The sequence below is a fragment of the Jannaschia sp. S6380 genome, assembly GCF_023015695.1.
Lineage (GTDB): Bacteria > Pseudomonadota > Alphaproteobacteria > Rhodobacterales > Rhodobacteraceae > Jannaschia.
Genome location: NZ_JALKAS010000001.1, coordinates 609823 through 633764, shown reverse-complemented (window position 1 = coordinate 633764; position 23942 = coordinate 609823). Strand labels below are relative to the sequence as shown.

At 67.5% G+C, this 23942-nt stretch carries 24 protein-coding genes and 2 tRNA genes; 3 read left to right on the top strand and 23 right to left on the bottom strand.

Annotated elements, in window-relative coordinates:
* Positions 1-30: 30 nt before the first annotated feature.
* Complete coding sequence (locus tag MWU52_RS03280) at positions 31-441, top strand: MarR family transcriptional regulator (protein ID WP_246949397.1); 411 nt, start codon at positions 31-33, stop codon at positions 439-441.
* A 57-nt stretch (positions 442-498) separates the two neighbouring features.
* Here MWU52_RS03280 and phoB read toward each other — a convergent pair whose 3' ends face one another.
* From phoB to MWU52_RS03200, 16 genes are all read right to left on the bottom strand, one after another.
* Positions 499-1188 (bottom strand): phosphate regulon transcriptional regulator PhoB, encoded by a 690-nt coding sequence (phoB, locus tag MWU52_RS03275; RefSeq protein ID WP_246949394.1) that lies wholly within the window; start codon positions 1186-1188, stop codon positions 499-501.
* A gap of 1 nt (position 1189) precedes the next feature.
* A complete protein-coding gene (gene phoU / locus MWU52_RS03270) occupies positions 1190-1909 on the bottom strand; it encodes a phosphate signaling complex protein PhoU (protein ID WP_246949392.1) in 720 nt (239 codons plus the stop codon).
* A gap of 4 nt (positions 1910-1913) precedes the next feature.
* Positions 1914-2711, bottom strand: a complete 798-nt coding sequence (gene pstB / locus MWU52_RS03265; protein WP_246949391.1) for a phosphate ABC transporter ATP-binding protein PstB — start codon at positions 2709-2711, stop codon at positions 1914-1916.
* Between the two features lie 5 nt (positions 2712-2716).
* A complete protein-coding gene (pstA, locus tag MWU52_RS03260; protein WP_246949389.1) occupies positions 2717-4069 on the bottom strand; it encodes a phosphate ABC transporter permease PstA in 1353 nt (450 codons plus the stop codon).
* Complete coding sequence (gene pstC, locus MWU52_RS03255) at positions 4066-5514, bottom strand: phosphate ABC transporter permease subunit PstC (RefSeq protein WP_246949386.1); 1449 nt, start codon at positions 5512-5514, stop codon at positions 4066-4068. Before pstC ends, pstA begins: the two co-directional genes overlap by 4 nt.
* 56 nt (positions 5515-5570) lie before the next feature.
* Positions 5571-6605 carry a substrate-binding domain-containing protein gene (locus MWU52_RS03250; protein WP_246949384.1) on the bottom strand — a complete coding sequence of 345 codons (1035 nt, stop codon included), beginning with the start codon at positions 6603-6605 and terminating at the stop codon, positions 5571-5573.
* A 154-nt stretch (positions 6606-6759) separates the two neighbouring features.
* Positions 6760-7791, bottom strand: coding sequence for an ATP-binding protein (locus MWU52_RS03245; RefSeq protein WP_246949381.1), 1032 nt, complete (start codon positions 7789-7791; stop codon positions 6760-6762).
* Positions 7792-7803: 12 nt separating this feature from the next.
* A complete protein-coding gene (locus MWU52_RS03240) occupies positions 7804-8994 on the bottom strand; it encodes an aminotransferase class I/II-fold pyridoxal phosphate-dependent enzyme (protein WP_246949378.1) in 1191 nt (396 codons plus the stop codon).
* Between the two features lie 26 nt (positions 8995-9020).
* Positions 9021-10280, bottom strand: a complete 1260-nt coding sequence (locus MWU52_RS03235; RefSeq protein WP_246949375.1) for a glutamate-5-semialdehyde dehydrogenase — start codon at positions 10278-10280, stop codon at positions 9021-9023.
* Positions 10277-11380 carry a glutamate 5-kinase gene (proB, locus tag MWU52_RS03230; protein ID WP_246949372.1) on the bottom strand — a complete coding sequence of 368 codons (1104 nt, stop codon included), beginning with the start codon at positions 11378-11380 and terminating at the stop codon, positions 10277-10279. The genes MWU52_RS03235 and proB overlap by 4 nt, the downstream gene beginning before the upstream one ends.
* Positions 11365-12423, bottom strand: coding sequence for a GTPase ObgE (gene obgE / locus MWU52_RS03225; RefSeq protein WP_246949370.1), 1059 nt, complete (start codon positions 12421-12423; stop codon positions 11365-11367). Before obgE ends, proB begins: the two co-directional genes overlap by 16 nt.
* 32 nt (positions 12424-12455) lie before the next feature.
* On the bottom strand, positions 12456-12944 hold the full coding sequence (locus tag MWU52_RS03220) for a GNAT family N-acetyltransferase (RefSeq protein WP_246952740.1): 489 nt from the start codon (positions 12942-12944) through the stop codon (positions 12456-12458).
* 74 nt (positions 12945-13018) lie between these two features.
* A complete protein-coding gene (locus MWU52_RS03215) occupies positions 13019-13621 on the bottom strand; it encodes a LysE family translocator (RefSeq protein ID WP_246949368.1) in 603 nt (200 codons plus the stop codon).
* A gap of 174 nt (positions 13622-13795) precedes the next feature.
* A complete protein-coding gene (rpmA, locus tag MWU52_RS03210) occupies positions 13796-14065 on the bottom strand; it encodes a 50S ribosomal protein L27 (protein ID WP_246949367.1) in 270 nt (89 codons plus the stop codon).
* A gap of 6 nt (positions 14066-14071) precedes the next feature.
* Positions 14072-14791 carry a 50S ribosomal protein L21 gene (locus MWU52_RS03205; RefSeq protein ID WP_246949366.1) on the bottom strand — a complete coding sequence of 240 codons (720 nt, stop codon included), beginning with the start codon at positions 14789-14791 and terminating at the stop codon, positions 14072-14074.
* Positions 14792-14977: 186 nt separating this feature from the next.
* Positions 14978-15826: a DUF2059 domain-containing protein gene (locus MWU52_RS03200; RefSeq protein ID WP_246949364.1), complete on the bottom strand. Its 849-nt coding sequence runs from the start codon at positions 15824-15826 to the stop codon at positions 14978-14980.
* A gap of 159 nt (positions 15827-15985) precedes the next feature.
* Between MWU52_RS03200 and MWU52_RS03195 the strand changes: the two genes are divergently transcribed.
* Positions 15986-16075 (top strand) — tRNA-Ser (locus MWU52_RS03195).
* A gap of 319 nt (positions 16076-16394) precedes the next feature.
* Positions 16395-17519, top strand: coding sequence for an aminotransferase class I/II-fold pyridoxal phosphate-dependent enzyme (locus tag MWU52_RS03190; RefSeq protein ID WP_246949361.1), 1125 nt, complete (start codon positions 16395-16397; stop codon positions 17517-17519).
* A 31-nt stretch (positions 17520-17550) separates the two neighbouring features.
* On the opposite strand, the gene MWU52_RS03185 is transcribed toward MWU52_RS03190, so the two are convergent.
* The 7 genes from MWU52_RS03185 to bamA form a co-directional block, all read right to left on the bottom strand.
* A tRNA-Arg gene (locus MWU52_RS03185) sits at positions 17551-17627 on the bottom strand.
* A gap of 40 nt (positions 17628-17667) precedes the next feature.
* Complete coding sequence (gene lpxB / locus MWU52_RS03180) at positions 17668-18795, bottom strand: lipid-A-disaccharide synthase (protein ID WP_246949358.1); 1128 nt, start codon at positions 18793-18795, stop codon at positions 17668-17670.
* Positions 18795-19583, bottom strand: coding sequence for a UDP-2,3-diacylglucosamine diphosphatase LpxI (gene lpxI, locus MWU52_RS03175; protein WP_246949355.1), 789 nt, complete (start codon positions 19581-19583; stop codon positions 18795-18797). The genes lpxB and lpxI overlap by 1 nt, the downstream gene beginning before the upstream one ends.
* Positions 19580-20377 (bottom strand): acyl-ACP--UDP-N-acetylglucosamine O-acyltransferase, encoded by a 798-nt coding sequence (gene lpxA, locus MWU52_RS03170; protein WP_246949352.1) that lies wholly within the window; start codon positions 20375-20377, stop codon positions 19580-19582. Before lpxA ends, lpxI begins: the two co-directional genes overlap by 4 nt.
* Complete coding sequence (fabZ, locus tag MWU52_RS03165; protein WP_246949350.1) at positions 20374-20847, bottom strand: 3-hydroxyacyl-ACP dehydratase FabZ; 474 nt, start codon at positions 20845-20847, stop codon at positions 20374-20376. The genes lpxA and fabZ overlap by 4 nt, the downstream gene beginning before the upstream one ends.
* Positions 20848-20910: 63 nt before the next feature.
* On the bottom strand, positions 20911-21507 hold the full coding sequence (locus MWU52_RS03160; RefSeq protein ID WP_246949347.1) for an OmpH family outer membrane protein: 597 nt from the start codon (positions 21505-21507) through the stop codon (positions 20911-20913).
* Positions 21507-23786 carry an outer membrane protein assembly factor BamA gene (bamA, locus tag MWU52_RS03155; RefSeq protein ID WP_246949345.1) on the bottom strand — a complete coding sequence of 760 codons (2280 nt, stop codon included), beginning with the start codon at positions 23784-23786 and terminating at the stop codon, positions 21507-21509. The genes MWU52_RS03160 and bamA overlap by 1 nt, the downstream gene beginning before the upstream one ends.
* Positions 23787-23942 lie beyond the last annotated feature (156 nt).

Here is a 23942-nt window from a genome sequence, read left to right as displayed (position 1 = left end):
AACAAGGGCCGAGCCATGCCGCGGATCGAGATGCGTGACTTTCTGCCATATCTGCTGACCCAAGCCGCCGAGGAGATTTCGGAAGGTTTTCGAAAGGAGTACCGGACCAGGTACGGCATGCTGCGCACGGATTGGCGCGTGCTGTTTCACCTCGGGCGCTACGGCCCGATGACCGCGTCCGAGATCGGCGCGCGGTCGCATCTGCACAAGACCAAGATCAGCCGCGCGGTCGCGCGGCTGGAGCGGTCACGAATGTTGCGACGGGAGCCGCTGGAAGATCGACGGCAGGATAGGCTGGCGCTGACCAATCACGGCACATCGACATACGAGACGCTCAGCAACCTGGCGGCGGAATATAACGAGAGGTTGCTGGCCGGTATCGGGGAGCAGGAACGCGAGCGTCTGATGCGCTGGCTTCGCCACCGCGCGAAGCTGGATTAGGCACGTCGGTATTTTACATAATTCTGATTACCGGACTTAAAGGTGAGCCGATTGACATCAACCCAAGGCGTATCCCGCGCCGCGCACCGTCCGGATCGGGTCGTCCTGCCCCGTCGCGCCGCGCAGCGCCTTCCGCAGTCTTCCGACGTGGACATCGACCGTACGGCTGTCGACATAGATGTCGCGGCCCCAAACCCGGTCGAGCAACTGGTCACGCGACCAGACGCGGCCCGGCCGCTCCATGAACGTGGTCAGTAAACGGAATTCCGTCGGGCCCAGATGCAGCTCGTTGCCATTGCGAAAGACGCGATGCTCCGCGGTGTCGACGGTCACGTCCTCGAACTCCAGCCGCTCGCCCATCGAGGCCGGACGCACGCGGCGAAGCTGGGTTCGGATGCGGGCCATCAGTTCGACCACGGAATACGGCTTGACCATGTAGTCGTCGGCCCCGGTCTCCAGCCCGCGGACGCGGTCGACCTCCTCGGACCGGGCAGAGATCATGATGACGGGTATGCCGCGCGTCTCGGGCGTGGCCTTCAGCCGGCGGCAGACCTCGATGCCCGACACCTCCGGCAGCATCCAGTCGAGGAGGACGAGATCCGGGTGGTCCTCCCGCGCCAGGTCCAGTGCCGCGTCGCCGGACCCGGCCTGGCGCACGTCGTAGCCCTCGGCCTCCAGGTTGTAGACCAGCACTTCGCGTTGCGGCGCCTCGTCTTCCACCACGAGGACGGAGGGTCGCGTCGTCATGTCAGCTGACCTGCCCGCCCCTGGCCGTGCTCGTCACATCGGCCTTGGAGCGTTCATCGTCCGGCATCTCGCCGGTCACGAGGTATATGACCTGCTCGGCGATGCCGGTGACCAGATCGCCCATGCGTTCGATATTCTTGGCCATGAAGTGAAGGTGCATGCAGGCGGTGATGTTGCGCGGGTCTTCCATCATGTGCGTCAGGTACTCGCGGAACAGCCCGTTATACATCTGGTCGACCTCCTCGTCGCGGGCCCGGACATCCCGCGCGAGGTCCGAGTCGCGTTGGATATAGGCGTCCAGCGCGTCCTTCAGCATCAGCTGAACAGCCTTCGACATGCGCTTGAGCGATGCCGTCCCCCCATCCACCTGATGCAGTTCCTGAAGGATTTCAGACCGTTTCGCGATGTTCTTCGCGTAGTCCCCGACCCGTTCCAGCGCCGCCGAAATGCGGAACACCGTCAGGACCGTCCGCAGGTCGGTCGCGATCGGCTGGCGCAGCGCGATGACGCGGGCCGCCTCCTCGTTCACGCGAACCTCCAGGTCGTCGATGGCGCGGTCGCCCTTGCGGGTGGCGTTCGCCAGTTCGGCATCCCCGTCGATCAACGCCGTCGTTGCATCGCCGATCGCCTGCTCCACCATGCCGCCCATCTTCATGATAAGGGCCTGGATCGCTTCGAGGTCGCGGTCGAATGCGCGCGAGATGTGGGGGTTCTGGTTCATGTACTCACCCGATCCTTCCGGTGATGTAGTTCTCGGTCCGCTCGTCCTGCGGGTTGGTGAAGATATTGCCGGTGTCCCCGTACTCGACCATTTCGCCCAGATGGAAATATGCGGTCTTCTGGCTCACGCGGCTGGCCTGCGACATGGAATGGGTCACGATCACCACGCTGTAGTTCTTACGCAGCTCATGAATAAGGTTCTCGACCTGGTCGGTCGCGATCGGATCGAGCGCCGAACAGGGCTCGTCCATCAGCAGTACCTCCGGACTGGTGGCAACGGCCCGCGCGATGCAGAGCCGCTGCTGCTGGCCGCCCGAAAGTCCGGTCCCGGGCGCCGTCAGCCGGTCCTTCACCTCATCCCAGAGTGCCGCGCGGCGCAGCGACTTCTCGACGATGGCGTCCAGATCGGCCTTGTCCGTCGACAGCCCATGGATGCGAGGGCCATAGGCCACATTGTCGTAGATCGACTTCGGGAACGGGTTCGGCTTCTGGAACACCATCCCGACCTTGGCGCGCAACTGCACCGGATCGACACGCTTGTCATAGATGTCCTCGCCGTCGATACGGATATCGCCGTCGACCCGCGCGATCGGAATGGTGTCGTTCATCCGGTTGATGCAGCGCAGGAACGTCGACTTGCCGCAGCCCGACGGCCCGATGAAAGCGGTGACGGTCTTGTCGGAAATGTCGACATTCACGTCCTTGATGGCATGCGTATCGCCATAGAAGACATGGACGCCCCGTGCCGCGATCTTGATGTTCTGCTGGTCCACGGCTCTCTCCGTCAGTCGCATGTCGTTCATGTCGGTCACCACCGCCGCTCGAACCGTCGGCGCAGGAAGATGGCCGTCAGGTTCATGATCAGAAGGAAGACCAGCAGCACGATGATCGCACCCGATGCCCGCTCCACGAAAGCAGGGTCGGACCGCTGCGTCCAGTTGAAGACCTGCACCGGCAGCGCCGTGGCGGGGTCGAACAGACCGCCGTCGAGCGGCGTGTCGGGGTATTCGCGCACGAAGGCCACCATCCCGATCAGCAGAAGCGGGGCCGTCTCGCCCAGGGCCTGCGCCAGGCCGATGATCGTTCCGGTCAAGATGCCGGGCATGGCCAGCGGCAGCACGTGGTGGAACACCGATTGCATCTTGGATGCGCCCAGTCCCAGGGCCGCGTCGCGGATCGACGGCGGTACGGCCTTCAGGGCGGCGCGTGTCGCGATGATGATCGTCGGCAGCGTCATCAGCGTCAGGACGAGACCGCCGACGATGGGGGCCGATTGTGGCAGGCCCGCGAAGTTGATGAAGATGGCAAGGCCCAGGATGCCGAACACGATCGACGGCACCGCCGCGAGGTTCGAGATGTTCACCTCGATCAGGTCGGTCCAGCGATTCTGCGGCGCGAATTCCTCGAGATAGATGCTGGCGGCCACGCCGATGGGAAGGGCCAGGACCAGCACGATCAGCATCATATAGAGCGATCCCAGGATGGCAACGCCCAGCCCCGCCGCTTCGGGGCGGGTGTCGGAAGCGTCCGGCGCCGTCAGGAACAGCCAGTTGAACCCGGTCTTGAGAAGACCCGCTTCCTCCAGCGCCTCGGCGAGTTGCAACTGTGCCGGGCTGATGTTGCTGTCGAGTTCGGCCGTCGCATAGGTGACGCGCCCCTTGTAGAACCCGTCGATCCGGCCCGAGGCCAGCACTTCCACCGGGATGGTCTGGCCGATCAGGTCCGGGTTCGCGAGCACCATGCTGCGCAACTGTGCAACCGACTCGTCGGAGATCAGCTCGGCCGCATCCTTCGGGTCCAGCTCGGTCTCAATCCCGGCCCCGGCAAGCGTCGTCATCAGGCCATCGCGCAGAAGCGGCGCATAGCCGAAGGTCGTCACCTTCGCCATTACCTCCGGGTCGCGGACGCCGGACTTGTCCAGCTTGTCTTCCGGCAGGGTCACTTCGATCTGGATGCGGGTCTGCTGGAAGGCGGACAGGCCGTTCGTCAGGATCGACGTCAGCAGCAGGACCAGCATGGCGATGCCGATGCAGACGGCGATCAGCCCGTACATCTTGAACCGTCCCTCGGCGGCGTTGCGGCGCGCCGTGCGGTCGTCCTTCGCCAGCAGGCTGCCCTGCCCCGCACCGCTCGGGGCCGGTCCGGAAATCACGTCGGTCATTCGTACTGCTCCCGGTATCTGCGGACGATGAACAGCGCCAGCACGTTCAGCCCAAGGGTGATCACGAACAGCGTCAGGCCAAGCGCGAAGGCCACCAGTGTCTCGGGCGAGGCGAAGTCGGTGTCGCCGGTCAGCTGACTGACGATCTTGACCGTCACGGTCGTCATCGCCTCGAACGGGTTGAGATCCAGCCGGGCCGCGGCCCCTGCCCCCAGAACGACGATCATGGTCTCGCCGATGGCGCGCGACGCGGCCAGAAGGATCGCGCCGACGATGCCGGGCAACGCGGCGGGCACGATGACCTGACGGATGGTCTCGGATTGCGTGGCGCCGAGGCCCAGCGAGCCGTCGCGCATCGCCTGGGGCACCGCGTTGATGATGTCGTCCGACAGCGACGAGACGAACGGGATCAGCATGATCCCCATCACCAGCCCCGCCGTCATCACCGACGACGCCGAATTGCCCAGCCCCAACGGCGAGGCGATGGCATCGCGCAGCAGCGGGCCGACGGTGATCAGCGCGAAGAGGCCGTAGACGATGGTGGGGATGCCGGCCAGGATCTCGATCAGCGGCTTGGCGATGCTGCGAAATTTCGGGCCGGCATATTCGGAAAGGTAGATCGCCGCGAACAGGCCGATCGGCACGGCCACGATCAGCGCAATCAGTGAGATATAGAGCGTTCCCCAGAGAAGCGGCAGGATGCCCAACTGTGACGCCCCGCCCCGCCCCGAAAAGCTGGGCTGCCAAGTGGCCGACAGGAAGAACTCGTCCCACGGATATTGATCGAAGAAGCGGATCGTCTCGAACAGCATCGACAGCACGATGCCCACCGTCGTCAGGATGGCGATGGAGGCGGCCGCGATCAGCAGGATCAGCACACCATTCTCGACCACGTTGCGCGCGCGGAAATCGCCATGTGTCCGCCACCAGGACAGCCCGGCACAGGCCAGGGCCAACACCAGAACCGCCACGACCATGATCACATTCAACGTCGCTCGCGCATTCCGGTAATCCTGCGCGGCCTGCACGATGTCGTCCGACAGGGCCGCACCCAGCGCCGTGCCTCCGTCGGCGATCGTCAACTCCAGCTCTTCGAGCGAAAGCGCCCCTATGCCGGCCTGATTTTCGACCGCGTCAAGCGCATCGGCGACGCGGCGGACGTCGGACATCACCAGGCCGATCGTGCTCCCCTCGGGGATCGCGGTTTCGGGAATGTTGGCCGAGACCGATCGTTCCAGCAGAAGCGGCTGAACCAGAAGCCAAAGGACCAGGAGGCCGAGCGCCGGGAGCAGCGCCATCAGCAGACCATTCAGCCCGTAATAGAGCGGCAGGCTGTGCAGCCCGCGCGCATCCCCGCCCACCGACGCGATGGCCCGGGCCCGGCTCGCCACGAAGGTGGCGATACCTAGGACCGCGAGGATCAGAAGTATCCAGGTGACGGGCATTCAAGATCCTCGAATGGGCGGGTCGGACCGGGGGCGGAACCCCCGGCCCGGTCGCATCACTGCATCGTCGTTTCGTCTGCCACGGTTGCCTGCGTTTCGGCCAACTCCGGATCGGGCACGAGGCCGTAGTCGGAGAGCGGGCCGCCGGGGCCGGCGATGTCGTCGTTGACGAAGAACTCCGCGAACTCCTTCAGGCCGGGGATCGCGCCGATATGCGCCTTCTTGATGTAGAAGTAGAGCGGCCGCGAGACCGGATACTCGCCCGACGCGATGGTCTCGGTCGACGGGGTCACGCCGTTCATCGTCGCGACCTTCAGCTTGTCGGTGTTGTTCTCATAGAAGGACAGGCCGAAGACGCCCACGCCGTTGGCGTCGCTCTCGATCCGGGCCAGCGTCTCGGTGTAGTCGCCGTCGATGTCGACCGATGCGCCGTCGGCACGGATGTTCATGCAGGCCTCTTCGGCCGCGTCCTCGTCCATGCCGGCGGACATCATCCGCTCCATGGCGCCGGTGTCCTCGCAGCCCTGCAGGATGACCTTCTCCTCGAACACTTCGCGCGTGCCATGCTTGGTGCCCGGGATGAAGGCGAGGATCTCGGCGTCGGGCAGGCTTTCGTCGACCTGGCTCCAATTGGTGTTCGTGTTCTCCACCATCGCGCCGTCTTCGCCCGGGATCTCGGCGGCGAGCGCCTGATACCATTGCGATGGTGTGAACTCGGTGAATTCGGGGCCGGATTGCTGGCTCGCGAAGACGATACCGTCATAGCCGATCCGGACTTCGATGATGTCGGTCACGCCCGCTTCGGCGCAGGCTTCGCGCTCGCTGTCGCGGATGGCTCGGCTGGCATTGGCGATGTCGATCGTGTTCTCGCCCACGCCCTCGCAGAACCGCTTCAGGCCGGCCGAGGAGCCGCCCGATTCGACGACAGGCGTCGGGAAGTCGAAGTTCTCGCCGAACGCCTCGGCCACGATCGAGGCATAGGGCAGCACGGTCGAAGATCCGGCGATCTGAACCTGATCGCGCGCGGCGGCAGCGCCGGTCGAGATGGCCGTGATGGCGAGGGCCGATACGGTGGCCTTGGTGAAGGTCATGGAATGCTCCTGATCTTGTCTGAGCGATGACGGACACCCCCCTGGCGCCCGTTCGAAGCGGCACCTAGGCAGCGGGTGTTTGCCTTTTGTGACGTCTGCGTAACGCTTTTATGACAGGCGCGGGTTCCGTCTCGTCAGCTCCGGCCCATTTGCCCTATCGTTCGGCCGGCAGGGTGATCGACACCTCGGTCCCCTGGCCGGCCACGCTCTCGATCTTTAGTCGGCCCCTGTGGCGATTGACGATATGCTTGACGATGGCCAGCCCCAGGCCGGTGCCGCCTTCGGCCCGCGACCGACCGGTATCCACCCGGTAGAAACGTTCCGTCAGGCGCGGGATATGTTCCGGCGCGATGCCCATGCCGCCATCCACGACATCGATGCGCCAGGCCGGGCCGCGAATGACCGGCTCGCGGTCAATCGCGCGGACCGCCACGTTGACGGTGCCGGGGCGCGCGCCGTACTTGATCGCGTTCTCGACCAGGTTGGTCATCACCTGGATCAACTGATCGCGGTCGCCGGGCGCAGGCGCGGTCGCTGGCGCGTCCGTCACGATCGCCACGCCATCGGCCTCGGCCCGCGGGCGCAGCGGGCTGATCGCCGCGTCGAGGATCGTGATCAGGTCGACACGGCCCGTCGGCCGCCGCCGCGACTGCCCCTCCAGCCGCGACAGCGACAGAAGGTCCGATACCAGACGGTTCATCCGCGCCGTCTCCTGTGCCATCAGGCCAAGAAACCGCTCCTGCGCAGCGGGGTCCTGCCGGGCCGGGCCCTGCAACGTCTCGATGAAACCCATGACCGCGGTCAGGGGCGTCTTCAGCTCGTGGCTGACATTGGCGACAAAATCCCGCCGCATCGATTCCCCCGCGCGCATTTCCGACACGTCCCGGAACACCAGCAGCACCTGCCGGCGCGCGCCGGCCCGCGCCACGGGCGTCACGCGGACGTCGAACAGCGTCTCCACCTCGCCCGAGTTATGCGTGAACCGCGCGGTGCCCGCGCGCCCCTCGGCGAAGGCGTCCTCGACCGGCGCCAGCAGTGCCGGTTGGCGCAGGACACTGACATAGGATCGGCCGACCACCCAGACGCCGAGCCGTTCGCGCGCCGCCCCGTTGGCCAGTTCCACCCGCCCCGTCGGGTCGAGCAGCAGCGCCGGTTCGGTCAGCGCCTCCAGAACGGCGTCGATCACGGAACCGTCCCGCTAGCGCGCGGCGTCGAGCGCGGCACCGAAATCGCGCGCCAGAAGGTCGAACGGCTCGCACCCCACGGAGACACGATAGAACCCTTCCGTGATCCCCAGATCCGCCCGCGCCTCGGGTGTCAGCGCGCGGTGGCTGCTGGACGCAGGGTGCGACAGGGTCGTGCCCACGTCGCCCAGGGTCGGGGCGAACGCGATCTGGGGCGCTGCGCGTGCCAGGGCGTTGGCCTCGTCCCGCCCGCCTTTCAAGCGAAAGCTGACCATGTTGCCGAACTGGCCGCCCAGCAGGTCCCGCGCCCGGTCATGGTCCGGATGGTCGGTGCGTCCCGGATAGATCGCCGCCTCCACCGCCGGATGGTCGGCGATGAGGTCGGCCAGAGCGGCCGCGTTGGCCTGGGCCCGCTCGAACCGCAGATCGAAGGTGTAGAGCCCGCGTTCCGCCATCCAGCAATCCCACGGGCTGGGCGTCAGCCCCAGCGTGACGTTGGTATCGTAGACCGCCTTGCGCCGCGCCGGATCGCGCGCCAGCACATAGCCCAGCGTCACGTCCGAATGCCCCGCCAGCAGCTTCGTCACCGAATGAATGACGACATCCGCCCCCCGGTCGAAAGCCCGGAAGGCGTAGGGCGTCGTGAACGTGTTGTCGACAACCAGGATCAGCTCCCGCTCGCGCGCCAGCCGTTCGATCCCCGCCATGTCGGCGATGCGCAGGGTCGGATTCGACACCACCTCCACCAGCAAGAGCCGTGTCTCGGGGCGGATCGCCGCCTCCATCGCCTGCAGGTCGGTCGGATTGGCCAGCGTCGCCGCGATCCCCCATCGGGGCAGGTCCTGCGTCAGCATGCGCAGGCTGCGACCGTAAAGCTGATTGCCCCCGACGACATGATCCCCCGCCGACAGAAGGCCCAGCAGCGTTGCCGTGACCGCCGACATGCCGCTGCCGGTGACGATACCGCCCTGCCCCTCCTCGAACGGACCGCCCTCCATGAGGTCGATCATGGCAGCCAGGACGTCCGCGTTCGGGTGCCCTTCGCGGCCGTAGGTATAGCCCTTCGCGCGCCCCTCGTACTGCGCATCGAGCGCGTCCGGATCGGGCGAGGCATAGACGACCGAGGGCTGCAGCGGCGTGACCACCGCGCGGCTGTCCGAGCGGGGAAACACCGTCCGGCGGACGAGATTGGGACGTTCGTTCATCGGATCGCCTTGCGTGTCTTGCGGGATCAGGGCCGGATCGCGCCGTTGCCGGTGACGAGGTACTTGAAGCTGCACAACTGCTCGGCCCCGACGGGCCCACGGGCGTGCATCTTGCCGGTGGCGATCCCGATTTCGGCACCCATGCCAAACTCGCCGCCATCGGCGAACTGGGTGGACGCATTATGCATCAGGATCGCGCTGTCGAGCCTGGCGAAGAAAGCCGCGACCGCATCCGCGTCTTCCGCCAGGATGCAGTCCGTGTGGTCCGAGCCGTATTCCCGAACATGCGCGATCGCGCCCTCGACATCGTCCACGACCCGGGCCGCGATCTTCATGTCGAGGAACTCCGTGCCCCAATCGTCGGACGTCGCCGCGACGCGGCCGCGCAGGCCCTCGCCCGCGCGCACCTCGACCCCCTCGGCCATCAGGTCGTCCAGCAGGTCCTGTCCCAGCCCCTCGGCGATGTCGCGATGGATCAGCAGACACTCCGCGGCGCCGCAGATTCCCGTCCGGCGCGTCTTGGCGTTCAGCACCACCTTGCGCGCCATATCCGGCTCAGCGGATCGGTCGACATAGATGTGCACGATCCCTTCGAGATGGGCGAACACGGGCACGCGCGCCTCGCGCTGGACCAGTCCGACCAAGCCCTTGCCACCCCGCGGGACGATCACGTCGATATGGTCGACCGCCGTCAGCATCGCCTGCACAGCGGCACGGTCGCGCGTCGGCACCAGCTGGATCGCCGCCTCGGGCAGATCCGCGCCGCGCAGCCCTTCGCAAAGCGCACCGTGGATCGCCGCACTGGAATGGAAGCTCTCGGATCCGCCGCGGAGAATGACGGCGTTCCCGGCCTTCAGGCACAGTGCACCTGCATCCGCGGTGACGTTCGGCCGGCTTTCGAAAATGACGCCGACGACGCCCAGCGGCGTGGCGACGCGGCGGATGTGCAGGCCGTTCGGCCGATCCCATTCCGCCAGCACGCGCCCGACCGGATCGTCCTGTCCGGCGATCGCGCGCAGACTTTCGACGATACCCTCGATCCGCACCTCGTCCAGCGTCAGCCGGTCCAGCATCGCATCCGACAGGCCCCTTCTCCGCCCGTAGTCCAGATCGTCGGCATTCGCACGCAGCACGGCCTCGCGCCGCGACCAAAGCGCATCCGCCGCCCCCGTCAGGGCGGCACGCTTCCGCGCGTCGGACGCCGTGGCGAGCACCGCCGACGCCGCCCTTGCCGCCCGGCCGATCCGGTCCATCAAGGCGGGAATGTCTTCGCCGTGATCCTTCATATCGCCATGTCGTCCCTGTGGATCAGTGCCGCGCGCCCCGGATAGCCCAGCCGCGCCTCGATGTCACTGGACCTGAGTCCACGGATCGCGCGCCCCTCGTCCGCGGTATAGCGGATCAGGCCCTGCCCCATCTTGCGCCCGTCCGGCCCCTCGATCGCAACGGGGTCGCCGCGCCCGAAGGCACCCCCCACGAAGGTGACCCCCGCCGCCAGCAGGGACCGGCCATCCTGCAAGGCCCGCGCGGCGCCTTCGTCGATGGCCACCGTGCCCCGCGGCTTCATCGACGCGATCCACCGCTTGCGCGCGACCCTCGGGTCACCGTCGGGCGCGAACCACGTCGCGCGGTCCGCACCGTTCAGCGCCTGCAGCGGACGATCGCATCCAAGGCTGATGACCAGCGCGCAGCCGGCCTGCGTGGCGATCTGGGCGGCCATGATCTTGGTCACCATGCCGCCCTTCGACAGGCCCGACACGCCTTCGCCGGCCATGGCGGTGATTTCGGGGGTGATTGTCGCGACATGCGGGATATGACGGGCCGCAGGGTCAAGGCTCGGGTTCGCGGTATAGAGCCCATCGACATCCGACAGCAGGACGCAGACATCGGCGCCCGCCATCGCGGCGACCTGGGCCGCCAGACGGTCGTTGTCGCCGAACCGTATCTCGTCGGTCGCCACCGTGTCGTTCTCGTTGACGATCGGCACGACGCCCAGACCCAGCAACGTCTCGAACGTGGCGCGCATGTTCAGATAGCGGCGGCGGTTCTCGCTGTCGTCCAGCGTCACCAGCACCTGCGCCGAGGTGATCCCCAAGGGACCGAGGACGTCGTCATACGCGGCCGCCAGGCGGATCTGGCCGACCGCCGCGGCCGCCTGCGACTGTTCCAGCGTCAGGCTGGATCGCAGGCCCAGCACGCGCCGTCCCAGCGCGATCGAGCCCGACGACACCAGAATCACATCCCTTCCCGACCCGCGCAACTCGGCCACGTCGGCGGCAAGACCGCGCAACCAATCCTGCCTCAGCGCGCCCGATTCAGGATCCACCAGCAGGGCGGAGCCGATCTTGACGACGATCCGCGCCGCGTCCTCTAGACGGGCGACCACGGCGCGTCCCCGTCTCCCGAGGGATCGGACGGGCCGTCCCCCGCCCCGTCGGCGCCACCCCGGCCGATCAGGTCCCGCAGCGCGCGCAACACGACGGTCACGCCTTCGCCCGACACGCCCGACATGGCCAGCACGTCCCCGCCCACGGCATCCGCAAGCGTCGCGCGGCGCTCCGCCAGATCTTCGTCCGAGATGGCGTCGATCTTGTTCAGCACGGTCAGGCGCGGCTTCTCGACAAGGCCGCCGCCATACATCTCCAGCTCGGCAATGATGGTGCGGTAATCGGCCACCACGTCGCCGCTCGTCGCGTCGATCAGGTGCAGAAGCGCACCGGATCGCTCCACATGGCCCAGAAACCGGTCGCCGATGCCCCGCCCCTCATGCGCGCCCTCGATCAGGCCGGGGATATCCGCGACCACGAACTCGACACCATCGACACCCACGACGCCCAGGTTCGGAACCAGGGTGGTGAACGGATAATCCGCGATCTTGGGCCGCGCGTTGGACGTGGCGGCCAGGAAGGTCGACTTTCCGGCATTCGGCAGGCCCAGCAGCCCGACATCCGCGATCAGCTTCAGCCGCAGCCAGACCTCACGCTCCACCCCCGGCTGTCCGGGGTTGGCCCGGCGCGGCGCCTGGTTGGTGGCCGACTTGAAATGCATGTTGCCGAAGCCGCCATTGCCGCCCTTGGCCAGGACGACCCGCTGGCCGGGTTCGGTCATGTCGGCGATGACCGTCTCCTGATCCTCGTCCAGGATCTCGGTGCCGACGGGCACGCGCAGGACGATGTCGTCGCCGTCCTTGCCGGTGCGCTGCTTGCCCATGCCGCCCTGGCCGGCCTTGGCGAAGAAATGCTGCTGATAGCGGAAGTCGATCAGGGTGTTCAGACCCTCGACCGTCTCGACGACGACATCGCCGCCGCGCCCGCCGTTGCCACCGTCGGGACCGCCGTATTCGATGTACTTTTCGCGCCGGAACGACACCGCGCCCGAGCCGCCGCCGCCCGAGCGGATATAGACGCGGGCCAGATCGAGGAATTTCATGCGTCAGCCCTTACGCCCGCCCGCCCGTAGCCTCAAGCCATCTGCCGGATATAGGTCCATTGAGGAACGACGGCCCCCCGCGCGACGCTGAACGCCTCGGCGTCGCCGATGTAGTCGAAGCCCGCATTGGTCAGCACCCGGGCCGAGGCCGGATTGTCCTGAAAGACCTTGCCGAAGACCTGCGCGTTGCCCAGCGGATTGGCCTCCATCAAGGCACGCACCGCTTCGGTGGCGAGGCCGGTGTTCCAAACCACGGGCGCAACCCAATAGCCGATCTCGGCCTGGCCCCGGTCCATCCGCTCCAACGTGATCAGGCCCACCAGTTCGCCCAGGCTCGCCTCCGACGCGTCCATCACCCAGACCACCTCGTCGCCCGCGTCGCCCAGACAGCGGGTCACAAAGGCGTCGGTGGCACCGGGCGGCAGCGGGTGCGGGATCGCGGTCGTCATCTCCGCCACGCGCCGATCCCGTGCATAGTGTTCGATCAGGCCCATATCCGCCCGCCGGAGCGGTCGCAGCATCAGACGTTCGGTCTGAATGCGCGGCTGCTCGGCCGACCTGTCGGGGTCCAGCCGGATGGGGGCTTTCTGCGGCGTCATGTCGTTCCTCCTCCGAACAGCACGAACAGGACGCTGGCGACGGTGAGCCCGGCCAATGTCCACATCAGGTAACGTTCCGCGGCGGTGCCGCGAAGATGGTGGGCGACCAAGCTGCCACCCCATGTCCAGAGCGGGTGAAGCACCACCTGGCATCCGAACAGGACCGCCGCGATGGTCGCCGTCGCCTCGATCGCGGGCGTGCCGGGCGCCACGAACGCGGTGAAGCCGCCCGTGATCATCGCCCAAGCCTTCGGGTTCAGCGGATGCACGATCAACCCCGCGACGAACCCCGGCGCCTCCGCCGCGCCGCCCTCTCCCAGGCGCAGGTTCGCGACCCGCCACGCCAGCCAGATGATATATGCCGCCGAGGCCCATTTCAGCGCCTCGAACGCCCAGGGGGCCGATGCCGCCAGCTGCATAAGGCCGAACCCGACGGGCCAGATGATGAACTGCTTTCCCAACGCGACGCCCGCCACGAAGGGCAGCGCCGCGCGCAAGCCGAACCGCGCGCCCGTCGCCATTAGCGCCATGTTCGCCGGGCCGGGCGTGCCGACCTGACTGGCTGCGAAGGCCAGGAACGGCAGGACCGCGACCGTCACGCCCGATACCCGCGTGGGACCGGACCATCGGCCATCCCGTCGACGCACGTCCGCGCGGCGTATCCATTGTGCGGCTGCAGGCGGGGCATCTGACCCTTCCGCGTGAGGGGATAAAACGAAAATGGGGACCGGCAATCCGCCGATCCCCATTTCATGAAACCTTGGAAATCCGGCTTACTCGGCTGCCTCGGCCACGGGAAGCACGCTTACGAAGGTGCGGCCCTTGAAGCCCTTTCGGAACGTGACGGCGCCATCGGTCGTCGCGAAGATCGTGTGGTCGCGACCCAGGCCCACGCCCTCGCCCGGCCACCACTTCGTGCCGCGCTGGCGAACGATGATGTTGCCCGCGATCGCCTGCTGACCACCGAAGAGCTTCACGCCCAGACGGCGGCCCGCGGAGTCGCGACCGTTGCGGGAGGAACCACCGGCTTTCTTGTGTGCCATGAGAAATTACTCCTGTTCTGCGGCGAATTGCTTCGCCTGGTCGATCCAGCCGTCCCGCTCAATCCGGCCCTTGAACGACAGCTTGTCATCCATATAGGCGATCTCTTCGGGACCCCAAGCCGAGATCTGGTCGAAATGGAAGACGCCGTTCTCGTGCAGCAGCCCTTCGAGCTTCGGTCCGACGCCCGCGATCTTCTTGAGGTCGTCGGCCTTGCCGCCACGCGGCGCGTCCAGAAGGTTCGCCGGACGCGTGCCGTTCAGCGCCGCATCCGCGATCTTGTCTTCCTTCGACGCGGTGGCGGGCACGGCTTTCTTGACATCCGCCTTCTTGGCGGCGGCCTTCTTCGGTGCAGCCTTCGCGGCAGGCGCCGAGCCGGCCCCGATCGCGACCTTCACGCCGGACTTGTCGGCGCCCTTTTCCAAGATGTCGGTGATGCGCAGCAAGGTCAGGTACTGACGATGGCCCTTGGTGCGCTGCGACCCGTGCTTCCGGCGGCGCTTGACGAAGTGGATCAGCTTCTCGCCGCGGATCTGGTCGATCACGTCGGCCTGGACCGCCGCACCGTCGATCAGGGGCGCGCCCACGGTGACCTTGTCGCCACCGATCATCATCACGTCATTGAACTGGATCTTCTCGCCGGCCTCGCAAGCCAGCTTCTCCACGCGAAGCACGTCGCCCGTGGCGACCCGGTACTGCTTCCCACCGGTCTTCAGAACGGCGAACATCCGTTCTCTCCTTATGTCAGTCGCGCCCTGCGGTCCCCGGGATCCCGGACGTTTCCGACCCGTCGAACGGGCCACCTCGGACAGCGTGCCCTTCGCGGGGCATGCAAGAATATCAATGGGCCGCGAGAATCCTCACGGCCCACGCGCGGCCCTATCCCATGGGGTCGGCCGACTGTCAAGTCGCGGTCAGATCGTGTCCTGCGCGATGAAACGGGCCGCGGCCAGGCCCAGATCGTAGGACGTCGTCTCGAACACGCGGCCGAACCCCGCGAACATCGCCGCGACATAGCGCCGGCCCGCGGGCGTCTGCGTGAACGTCATGTAGGTGCGCAGTTCGGCATCCGAAAACGGCGCGTAGGCGAGCGTCAGGTATCCGCGCAGCCAACGCGTCGTCGCCGCGCGAACCGCGCTTTCCTGATTCCAGACCATCGCGATCATCTCGCTTTCGGTCATGCGCTTGCGCAGCGCGCCGCCATCGCCCAGCCCGCGATAGAATGCGAAGTTCGCGTTCAGCCCGCCCGACACGTTACTGTCGACCAGATCCATGCCATCGATCAGTTGATCGATCAGCGCCGTGCGCTCCGTCCCCTGGTCCGCGACGGCCCGGGTCGCGCTCGTCTCGATGTCGGTATCCAGCATGTCGCGCCGCGCTTCGACCTCGCGGCGGACGATCCGCCCGCCCAGATCGCCGGAATAGAATGCGGCCACCACCTCGGCATCGGCTGGCGACAGCTCGTCCCGAAGGGTGGACGCGATGATCGGCACCAGCCGCTCGGGCGTCTGGATGGCCGAGACGGCCCGCGCCCAGTCCCGCCCGCCGCGCCCGGCGAAGAGCGCCTTCTCCAGGCTCATGCCGTGACGCGCGCCTTCGGTGGCGACGACCTGCATCAGGGCCTCCACCCGGACCGCGTTCATGATCGTGCCCACTGTGTCGGCGCGCACTTCCTGCTCCGCCGTGTTCTCCGCCCAACTCGCGCCGCAGGTCAGTCCGATGCCCAAAAACGCCGTGGCGAGGATCCTGATCGTCCTTTTCATGTTACCGCTCCCTCGTTCATTGTCCCCGCCCCAGTGAACAGGGCCGGGGCCCGGCTGAGAACCCGAAACCGCCCCCCTCGCGGCATCGTGTGAAAAGCTGCGTGATCCTCTTGCAGCACTCGAAGCACTTGCCTAAAGACGCGCCACGACCCGAGGTGCGGAGAGGTGCCGGAGTGGTCGAACGGGACGGTTTCGAAAACCGTTGTGGATTAACGTCTACCCAGGGTTCGAATCCCTGTCTCTCCGCCACCCCGCCCTGCTTCGCAAGACATTCCAAAAAATGCGAAAATTCGGCTTTGGACCGGCCTGCGCGGCGTCTCGACTTCGGCATGCGGGTCACGGCCGGCCCGAATCCGTCCTCCGGCGTTTCCGCTCCCGGCGGGGCGCCCCCGCACGGGTCACCCCGGCCCATGTCTCAGCCGCGGCATCGCCGTCGATCCGCGCATTTTCGCAAACCCGCAAACCAAGTCTTGACTGTTACCCACTTGCATCGCCCCCGGTTCACATGGGCTGGACGACGCGCGCCCGGGATGATCGGTTCGAACAATCGAACCGGAGAGGGCACCGCATGCATATCGATCCATTCGCGGTCGAGATCTGGATGAACGCGCATGAGACCGCGTGCGAACTCAATCTCGCCGAAACCTGCGTGCGCAGCCTGACGCTGGGCGAGTTGCTGCAACTGGCCGGCCGGAACGAGGCGGCGCTCGGCGACCTGCTTCCCCTGCGCCTGACCTATGGCGCGATCGAAGGATCGAACGCGCTGCGCGATGCGATCGCGGCCCTCTATGTCGACCGGACGCGCGGCGATATCGTGGTGACGCATGGCACGGCGGGCGCGAACGCGCTCGTCTGGCAGGCGATGGTCGGACCGGGCGACCGCGTCGTCAGCTTCGTGCCGACCTATCAGCAGCATGTCTCCATCCCCGAAAGCCTGGGCGCCGACGTCGTGCGCTTTCCCCTTCATCCCGGGGACGGCTGGCACCCCGATCTCGGCGCGCTGGACCATGCCGTCACGCCGGAGACCCGGATGATCGCCTTCACCAACCCCAACAACCCGACCGGGGCCCGGATCGCACCGGACGCGATGGCCCGGATCGTCGAAATCGCGCGCGCTGCCGATGCCTGGGTGCTGGTGGACGAGGTCTATCGCGGCACCGGGCGGGAAGATCCGGGCTTCGATCCGTCCATCGTCGACCTCTACGAAAAGGGGATCGCCACGGCGGGCATGTCCAAGGCGTTCTCGCTGGCCGGGCTGCGCCTCGGCTGGGTGACGGCCCCGCGCGAGGTTCTGGAGGCGGTGGCGCTGCATCGCGACTACAACACCATTTCCGTCGGCATGATCGACGACCACCTGGCGGCCATCGCGCTCGGCGCCGCCGACCGCCTGCTGGACCGCGCGCGCGCGATCACGTCCCGCAATCTGGCGCTCATCGACGACTGGATGGCGGGCGAGCCTTCGTTGACATGGGTCCGGCCCGAGGCCGGGACGACCGCGCTGATCCACTACGACATCGACCTGCCGTCCGAGGCGTTCTGCCTCGATCTTCTGGCACAGACCGGCGTCCTGCTGACCCCCGGATCGGTCTTCGGGGTCGAGGGCTGCGTGCGGATAGGGTTCGGCAACGACCCCGCGGCGATGGCGGACGGCCTGCCGCGCCTGTCGAGGTTCCTGGCCGCACGCCGTGCGTGAAATGGCGACGGCCGACCGCTAGAGAGGGGATTGGCGCACCCATCAGGATTCGAACCTGAGACCTCTGCCTTCGGAGGGCAGCGCTCTATCCAGCTGAGCTATGGGTGCCTCGCGCCGGGGGATAGCCGCGATCCCCGCCCCCCGCAAGTCACTTCGCGAGATGGTCCACCACCGACCGTGCCGCGCGCAGGCCGGGCGCCACGCCGCCGCGGCCGAGCGCGTCCATCGCATCCGACAGGGCCTGCGTCTGGCGATCGCGTTCCGACGGCACCGACATCAGCCGTGCGAAGGCCGCACCGACCGGGCCGGCGCGACAGGCCGGGCCGTGGAACTCGGGCACGACGTTGCGGCCCGCGATCAGGTTCACCAGGGTCCCCGTATCCACACGCAGCATCCGGCTGACGATCTGCCAGCTGAACCAGTTCATGTCGTAGGCGATGACCATCGGCGTCCCGCTCGCGGCGAGTTCCAGGCTGACGGTGCCCGATGCGGCGAGTGCCGCCGTCGCCGCCCCGAAGGCCGCACGCTTGTCGGCCGGGTCCGTCACCAGGATCGGATCGAAGGGCCAGCCCCGCGTCATCTCGCGCAGGACTGGCTCCAGATGCGGCACGGTCGGAACGACGACCCGGCTGCCGCGGGGTAGCTGCTCGATCGCTTCGCCGAAGACGGGTCCCAGGCGCGTCACCTCCCCCCGCCGCGATCCAGGCAGGACGAGCGCGACCTCGCCGCCCGCCCGTGCGCGGAAGGCGGCGGCCTCGGCCGGTGTGGCCCGCGGCTCCGTCACGACCGGGTGACCGACGAAATCGCAGCTCATCCCGGCCGCCTGCATATAGGGCGGCTCGAAAGGCAGAAGGGCCAGGACATGGTCGACATGCCGCGCCATCTTCTCGGCCCGCCCCGGACGCCAGGCCCAGACCGACGGCGCGACATAGTGGATGACCGGCAGCGACGGGCGGACCCGCCGGGCGCGCGCGACCACACGCAGGCAGAAATCGGGGCTGTCGATCGTGATCAACGCATCCGGCCGCAGGTCGGCGATGGCCGCGACGGCCGCATCCCGCCTGCGCAAAAGTTCCGGCAACCGGGGCACCACTTCGGCCAGCCCCATGACCGACAGCACCTCCATCGGGAACAGGCTCTCCAACCCCTCGGCGGTCATGGCCGGGCCGCCGATGCCGACGATTTCGACGTCCGGCACCAGGTGCCGCAGCCCTTGCATCAGCGCCGCGCCCAACCGATCGCCCGAAGGTTCGCCCGCGATCAGGAACAGCCGCATCAGGGGCCCTGCACGGCCAGGAACAGCCCCGCCTCGGTCAGGGCGCGGCGCATCTCATCGGCATCCAAGACGAGGACGGCGCCGCGCTCCACCGCGATGCCCGACAGTCCCGCATCGCGCACGCGATCGACGGTGTCGGGGCCCAACGTCGCCATGTCGATTCGTCTGTCCTGCCCGGCCTTGGCCGCCTTGTAGAACACGCCGCCCGGCGGGCGCGCGAATGGCGCGGCCAATCCGTCCAGCATGTGATCGGTGCCGGGCAGCGCCTCGATCGCCAGCACCTGGCCGCCCGCCACCACCAGCCCCTGCCCGACATCCAGCGGCGAAAGCGCCCGGTGCAGCTCGGCCGCGCGTGCGATATCCGCCCGGTCCGCCTGCGCGGGCGTGCCGACCTGCGGGACGTCCATCAGGCCCGGCACCAATTCCTGTAGCGCCACCACGCGCAACCCCGCCTCCTCGAAGAAGGACAGGACGGTGCGCAACGCCGCATCGTCCCCCTGCCGCAGCGCCGCCATCATGCGCGGCACCAGCGGCGCGGTCGCGGCGTCGATCGCCTGCGCATCGATGGCCGGCCGGGCAACGCGGCCGGCGAAGCAAACCTCGGTGAAGCCGTCCTCCGCCAGATGCGCCAGCAGCGTTCCCAGCCGCTCGATGCGGAACCCCTCGGACGCGATGCCGTCCGGCGGATGATCGGCGAGATGCCAGGCCCGCCAGTCCCGGCCGTCCAGCCCGCGGGCCAGTACGGCCGGCAGCCCCCCCTGCCCGGCAATCAGGGCCAGCTTCGTCACTTGGGGACCAGGAAGCTTCGATCCGAGGCGCCGGTGATGAACTCCACCATCTGGCGGACGTGATCGCTCTCGGTCTCGTCGCCCAGACGGCGGGCCCGCTCCAGGAACGTCCCCTCCCCCTGCTTTAGTGTCAGAAGCGCCACGCGGAGCGCCTGGATGTCCGCCCGCGCCACACCGCGCCGCTTCAGCCCGACGAGGTTCAGGCCGTCCAGCTCCGCCCGCGGCCCTTGGACCAGCCCGTACGGCACCACATCGTTCGTCACCATCGACAGCGCGCCGATGATCGCCCCTCGGCCGATGCGGACCCATTGATGAATGCCCGACAGCCCGCCCACGATCACGTCGTCCGCGATCTGGCAGTGGCCGGCGATGGCCGACTGGTTCACCACGATCACCCGGTCGCCGATATGGCAGTCATGCGCGATGTGGCATCCGGCCATGAACAGGCCGTCATCGCCCACCACCGTCTCGCCGCCGCCCTGGACGGTCCCGGTATTCATCGTCACATGCTCGCGGATCCGGTTGCGCGCGCCGATCCGCAGGCGGGTCCGCTCGCCGGCGAATTTCAGGTCCTGCGGCACCTCACCGATCGATGCGAAGGGAAAGATCACCGTGCCTGCGCCGATATCGGTCCAGCCCGCGACGACCACGTGGCTGCGGATGTCGACATCGGCCGCGACCGTGACCTCGGGCCCGATGACGCAGAACGGCCCGATCCGGGCACCCGGGCCGATCGTCGCCCCGTCCTCGATCACGGCCGAGGGATGAACGGTCGCGGTCGGGTCGACGCTCACGCCCCGGTGTCCGCTTGGTCCTTGGGCATGTCGATCATGGCGGTGAAATCGGCGGTCGCGGCCACCTCGCCATCGACCGTCGCCTTGCCCCGGAACTTCCAGACCTTCGCACCCGGCTTGCCGCGCACGACCTCGACATGCAGCTCCAGCACGTCGCCGGGCACGACCTTGCGTCGGAATTTGGCCCCTTCGACGGACATGAAATAGATCAGCGCGTCGCGGTCCATCAGGTTATTGGAGACACCGACCAGCACGCCCGCCGTCTGGGCCATCGCCTCGATGATTGTGACGCCGGGCATGATGGGCGTGCCGGGGAAATGGCCCTGAAAATGCGGCTCGTTGAAGGTGACGTTCTTGATGCCGACGGCCGAACGGTTCTCCACGATGTCGCGGACCCGATCGACCAGAAGGAACGGATAGCGATGGGGCAGCACCCGTTGGATCAGGTGAATGTCGGCCTCGGTCGTCATGTCGCGGTCCCCCGTTTGATTTCCGGGGCATATCGTGCGCCGGGGGTATGGGGCAAGCGGCGGCTAGCGGTCCCCTTCGGGCCGGGGCTGGGGCGCCGATGGCTCGATCTCGGTCCCGTCGCCCAGGGCGGCATCGATCCGGTCCTGCGCAAGAACGGTGATGTCGACTTGGTCGGCCGATGCGATCACCAGACGCCGGTCCAGGATCACAAGCGCGCCGGTCTCGCGGGCAAGCTCCACCAGGATGGGGTTCGCACGCTCCAGGAACAGGGCCTGCGCGCGTTCGCCCTGCTGGGTGATGGCGCGGGCCTTCGCCGCCTGCGTCTGGCGGATGTCCGTGACCCGGGCGTCGAAATCGGCGGCCAGCTCTCGAAAGGCCTCCGGGTTCATCGCGGCGCGACGATCGGTCAACGCCTGCTCCTCGGCCTCCAGCTCGCTTTCGATCCGGCGGTTCTCGACCGCCAGTTCGGCCGAGGCCGCCTCGATGTCGCGCGCCACGCGGCGGCCGAACATGCTCTGCGCGAAGAGGGCATCGCGGTCCAGCACGACCACAGACGATTGCGGCACGCCCAGGCTGGGCGACGGGCCTTGCGACCCCGCCTGTTGTGCCGCTGCCGGCCCCACCGTCAGCAGCGCCGCCAGCAGCAGCGCCGCGCGCATCAGAAGCGGGTCTCGATCGTCAGGTCGAACGTCTGCTCGCGGTCGAAATCCCGCTTGCGGATCGCCCGCGTGAAGTTGAACCGGAGCGGTCCGATCGCGGTATCCCAAAGGAGGCCGATGCCCACGGCGGAGTTCAGGTAGAAATCGTCGTCCACCGGGATCGGGCCCGTCGCCGACGTGTCGTCTAGCCCCCAGACCGAGCCGGCATCCAGGAAGGTCGCGGCCGCGATTCCGTACTCTTCGGGAATGAAGCCCAACGGGAACTGCGCCTCGAACCGGGCGGCGGCGAAATAGTTGCCGCCCAGCGCCGCATCCGAGAAGTTCAGGTCGCGCGGGCCGATGCCGCCCGACTCGAAGCCGCGGATGATCGACTGGCTGTTAAAGAACCGCGTCGACTGCCGCGACGCGTCGTCGTCCAGCGTGTTGACCGCGCCCGCCTCGAACGTGGCGTTCAGCACGATCTCATCGTTGCGGATGGTTCGCTGCGCCGCGGCCAGCATCGTCGTCTTGATGAACTCCTCGTCGCCCCCCACGCCGGCGAATTGCTGGCCGAAGCGCAACCGGTAGCCGCGCGTCAGGTCCAGGCCGGTGCCGATGGTGTTGTAGGTCCAGCTGTAACCCACGAATGAGGTGGTCGCCTCGCCTTCGTCGGCCAGCAGGATCGGCGACAGGTCGGTGCTGTCGCGTGCGTCCAGCTTGTCCTGGGTAATGCCGTAGAAGACGCCCAGGCGACTGTATTCACCGGCGGGAAACTCCAGCCCGAACCGGGCGCCCGCGCTCCGCGTGTCGAAGGTGAGCGAGTCGCGCGAGGTCTCGCGGTAGAAGACCGACACCGACGCGGCGAGGTCGCGATTGAGGAAGTAGGGCTCGATGAAGGTCAGCGCGGAGTTGGAATTCTCCGATCCCGTGTCGACCGCGAAGTTCAGCGTCTGGCCGCGCCCCAGGAAGTTCGTCTCCGAGAAACTGAACGACACGCCCACGCCGGATTCGACCGAGTAGTTCGCGCCGAAACCCAGCGCGCCCGTCGGCTGCTCCTCGACATCGACATCGACGATCACCTGCTCGGGCGCCGTTCCCTCGCGGGCCGTCACCTCGGCCTCGCTGAAATAGCCCAGCGCGCGGATCCGCCGCGCGGCGGCCTCGATCTCGCGCGGGTTGAACGGGTCGCCTTCGACCGTGTCGAACTGCCGCCGGATTACCCGGTCGAGCGTCGTGGCGTTGCCCTCGATGTCGATCCGCTCGACGAAGCGCCGCTCGCCCTTTTCGATGACGAAATCGATGTCCAGGCTCAGATCAGCGTCGTTGCGGCGGATCTCGGGGCGGACGCGGATGAAGGTCAGACCCTGGCGCGTCGCCAACAGCTCCAGCCGCTCGATCGTCCGCTCCAGCGCCTGCGGCGTGAAAATGTCGCCGGGGTCCACGCGGATCTCGGACTGGTATTCCGCCACGTTGATCTCGGGCAGGTTCGACATCGCGGCGACCCGGCCAAACCGGAACTGCTGCCCCTCCTGAATGCGGAAGGTCAGGAAATACGCGTCGCGCGTCGGCACGAGTTCGGGCGTCGCAGACAGGACCTGCACATCGGCATAGCCGCGCGACAGGTAGAAGTCGCGAAGCAGCTGCGTGTCGAGCGCGACCCGGTCGCCGACAAAGGTGTCGGCGCGGATCAGGGCGCGGAAGATCCCGGCCTGCTTGGTCTCCAGCACGCGGCGCAGGCGGCGGTCGGAAAAGGCGCGGTTGCCGACGAAACTGACCCGCTCGATCTCGGACACGCGACCTTCGGCCACCTCGAAGATCAGGTCGACGCGGTTCTCGCTGCGGCGGATGATCTTGGGCTGAACGGTCGCCGCCAGACGACCCGATTGCGCATAGGCGTCGGTAATGGCGGCGGCGTCGCGCTCGGCCTGCCGCGGGTCGTAGACGCGGCGCACCTGGCTGCCGATGATGGTCTGCAGATCCTCGTCCGAGAGGCGGTTGTTGCCCTCGATGGAGATGCGGTTGACGGTCGGATACTCGGTCACGATCACGACCAGGCGCGATCCCTGCGGCACGATCTCGACCGTCTCGAACAGGCCCGAGGCCTGCAGGCGCTGGAACCCGTCGTTGAGCTGCCCGGCGGTGATGACCTCGCCCGGCGCCACGCCCAGGTTCGCGAGGATGGACGCCGTCTCGATGCGGGTATTCCCCTGCACCTCGAAGCTGTTGAACTGATAGGTCTGGGCCGCGGCGGCCCCCGCCAGAAACGCGGCCCCGCATATGGCAAGGGCGGTCAGACGCATCGTCCTGCCGCCCGTTCGGTTGCCCTGAAAACCCTGCCGCCCCGTGCCCGGAAAGGCCCCGCCCCGTCGGTCCATGTCGTCTGCCCCGTCCTCGATTTTCTTGAGGACGGTCCTATCGGCTGGACGGAGTCATGTCAAAGCGCGAGAGCGCCGCAA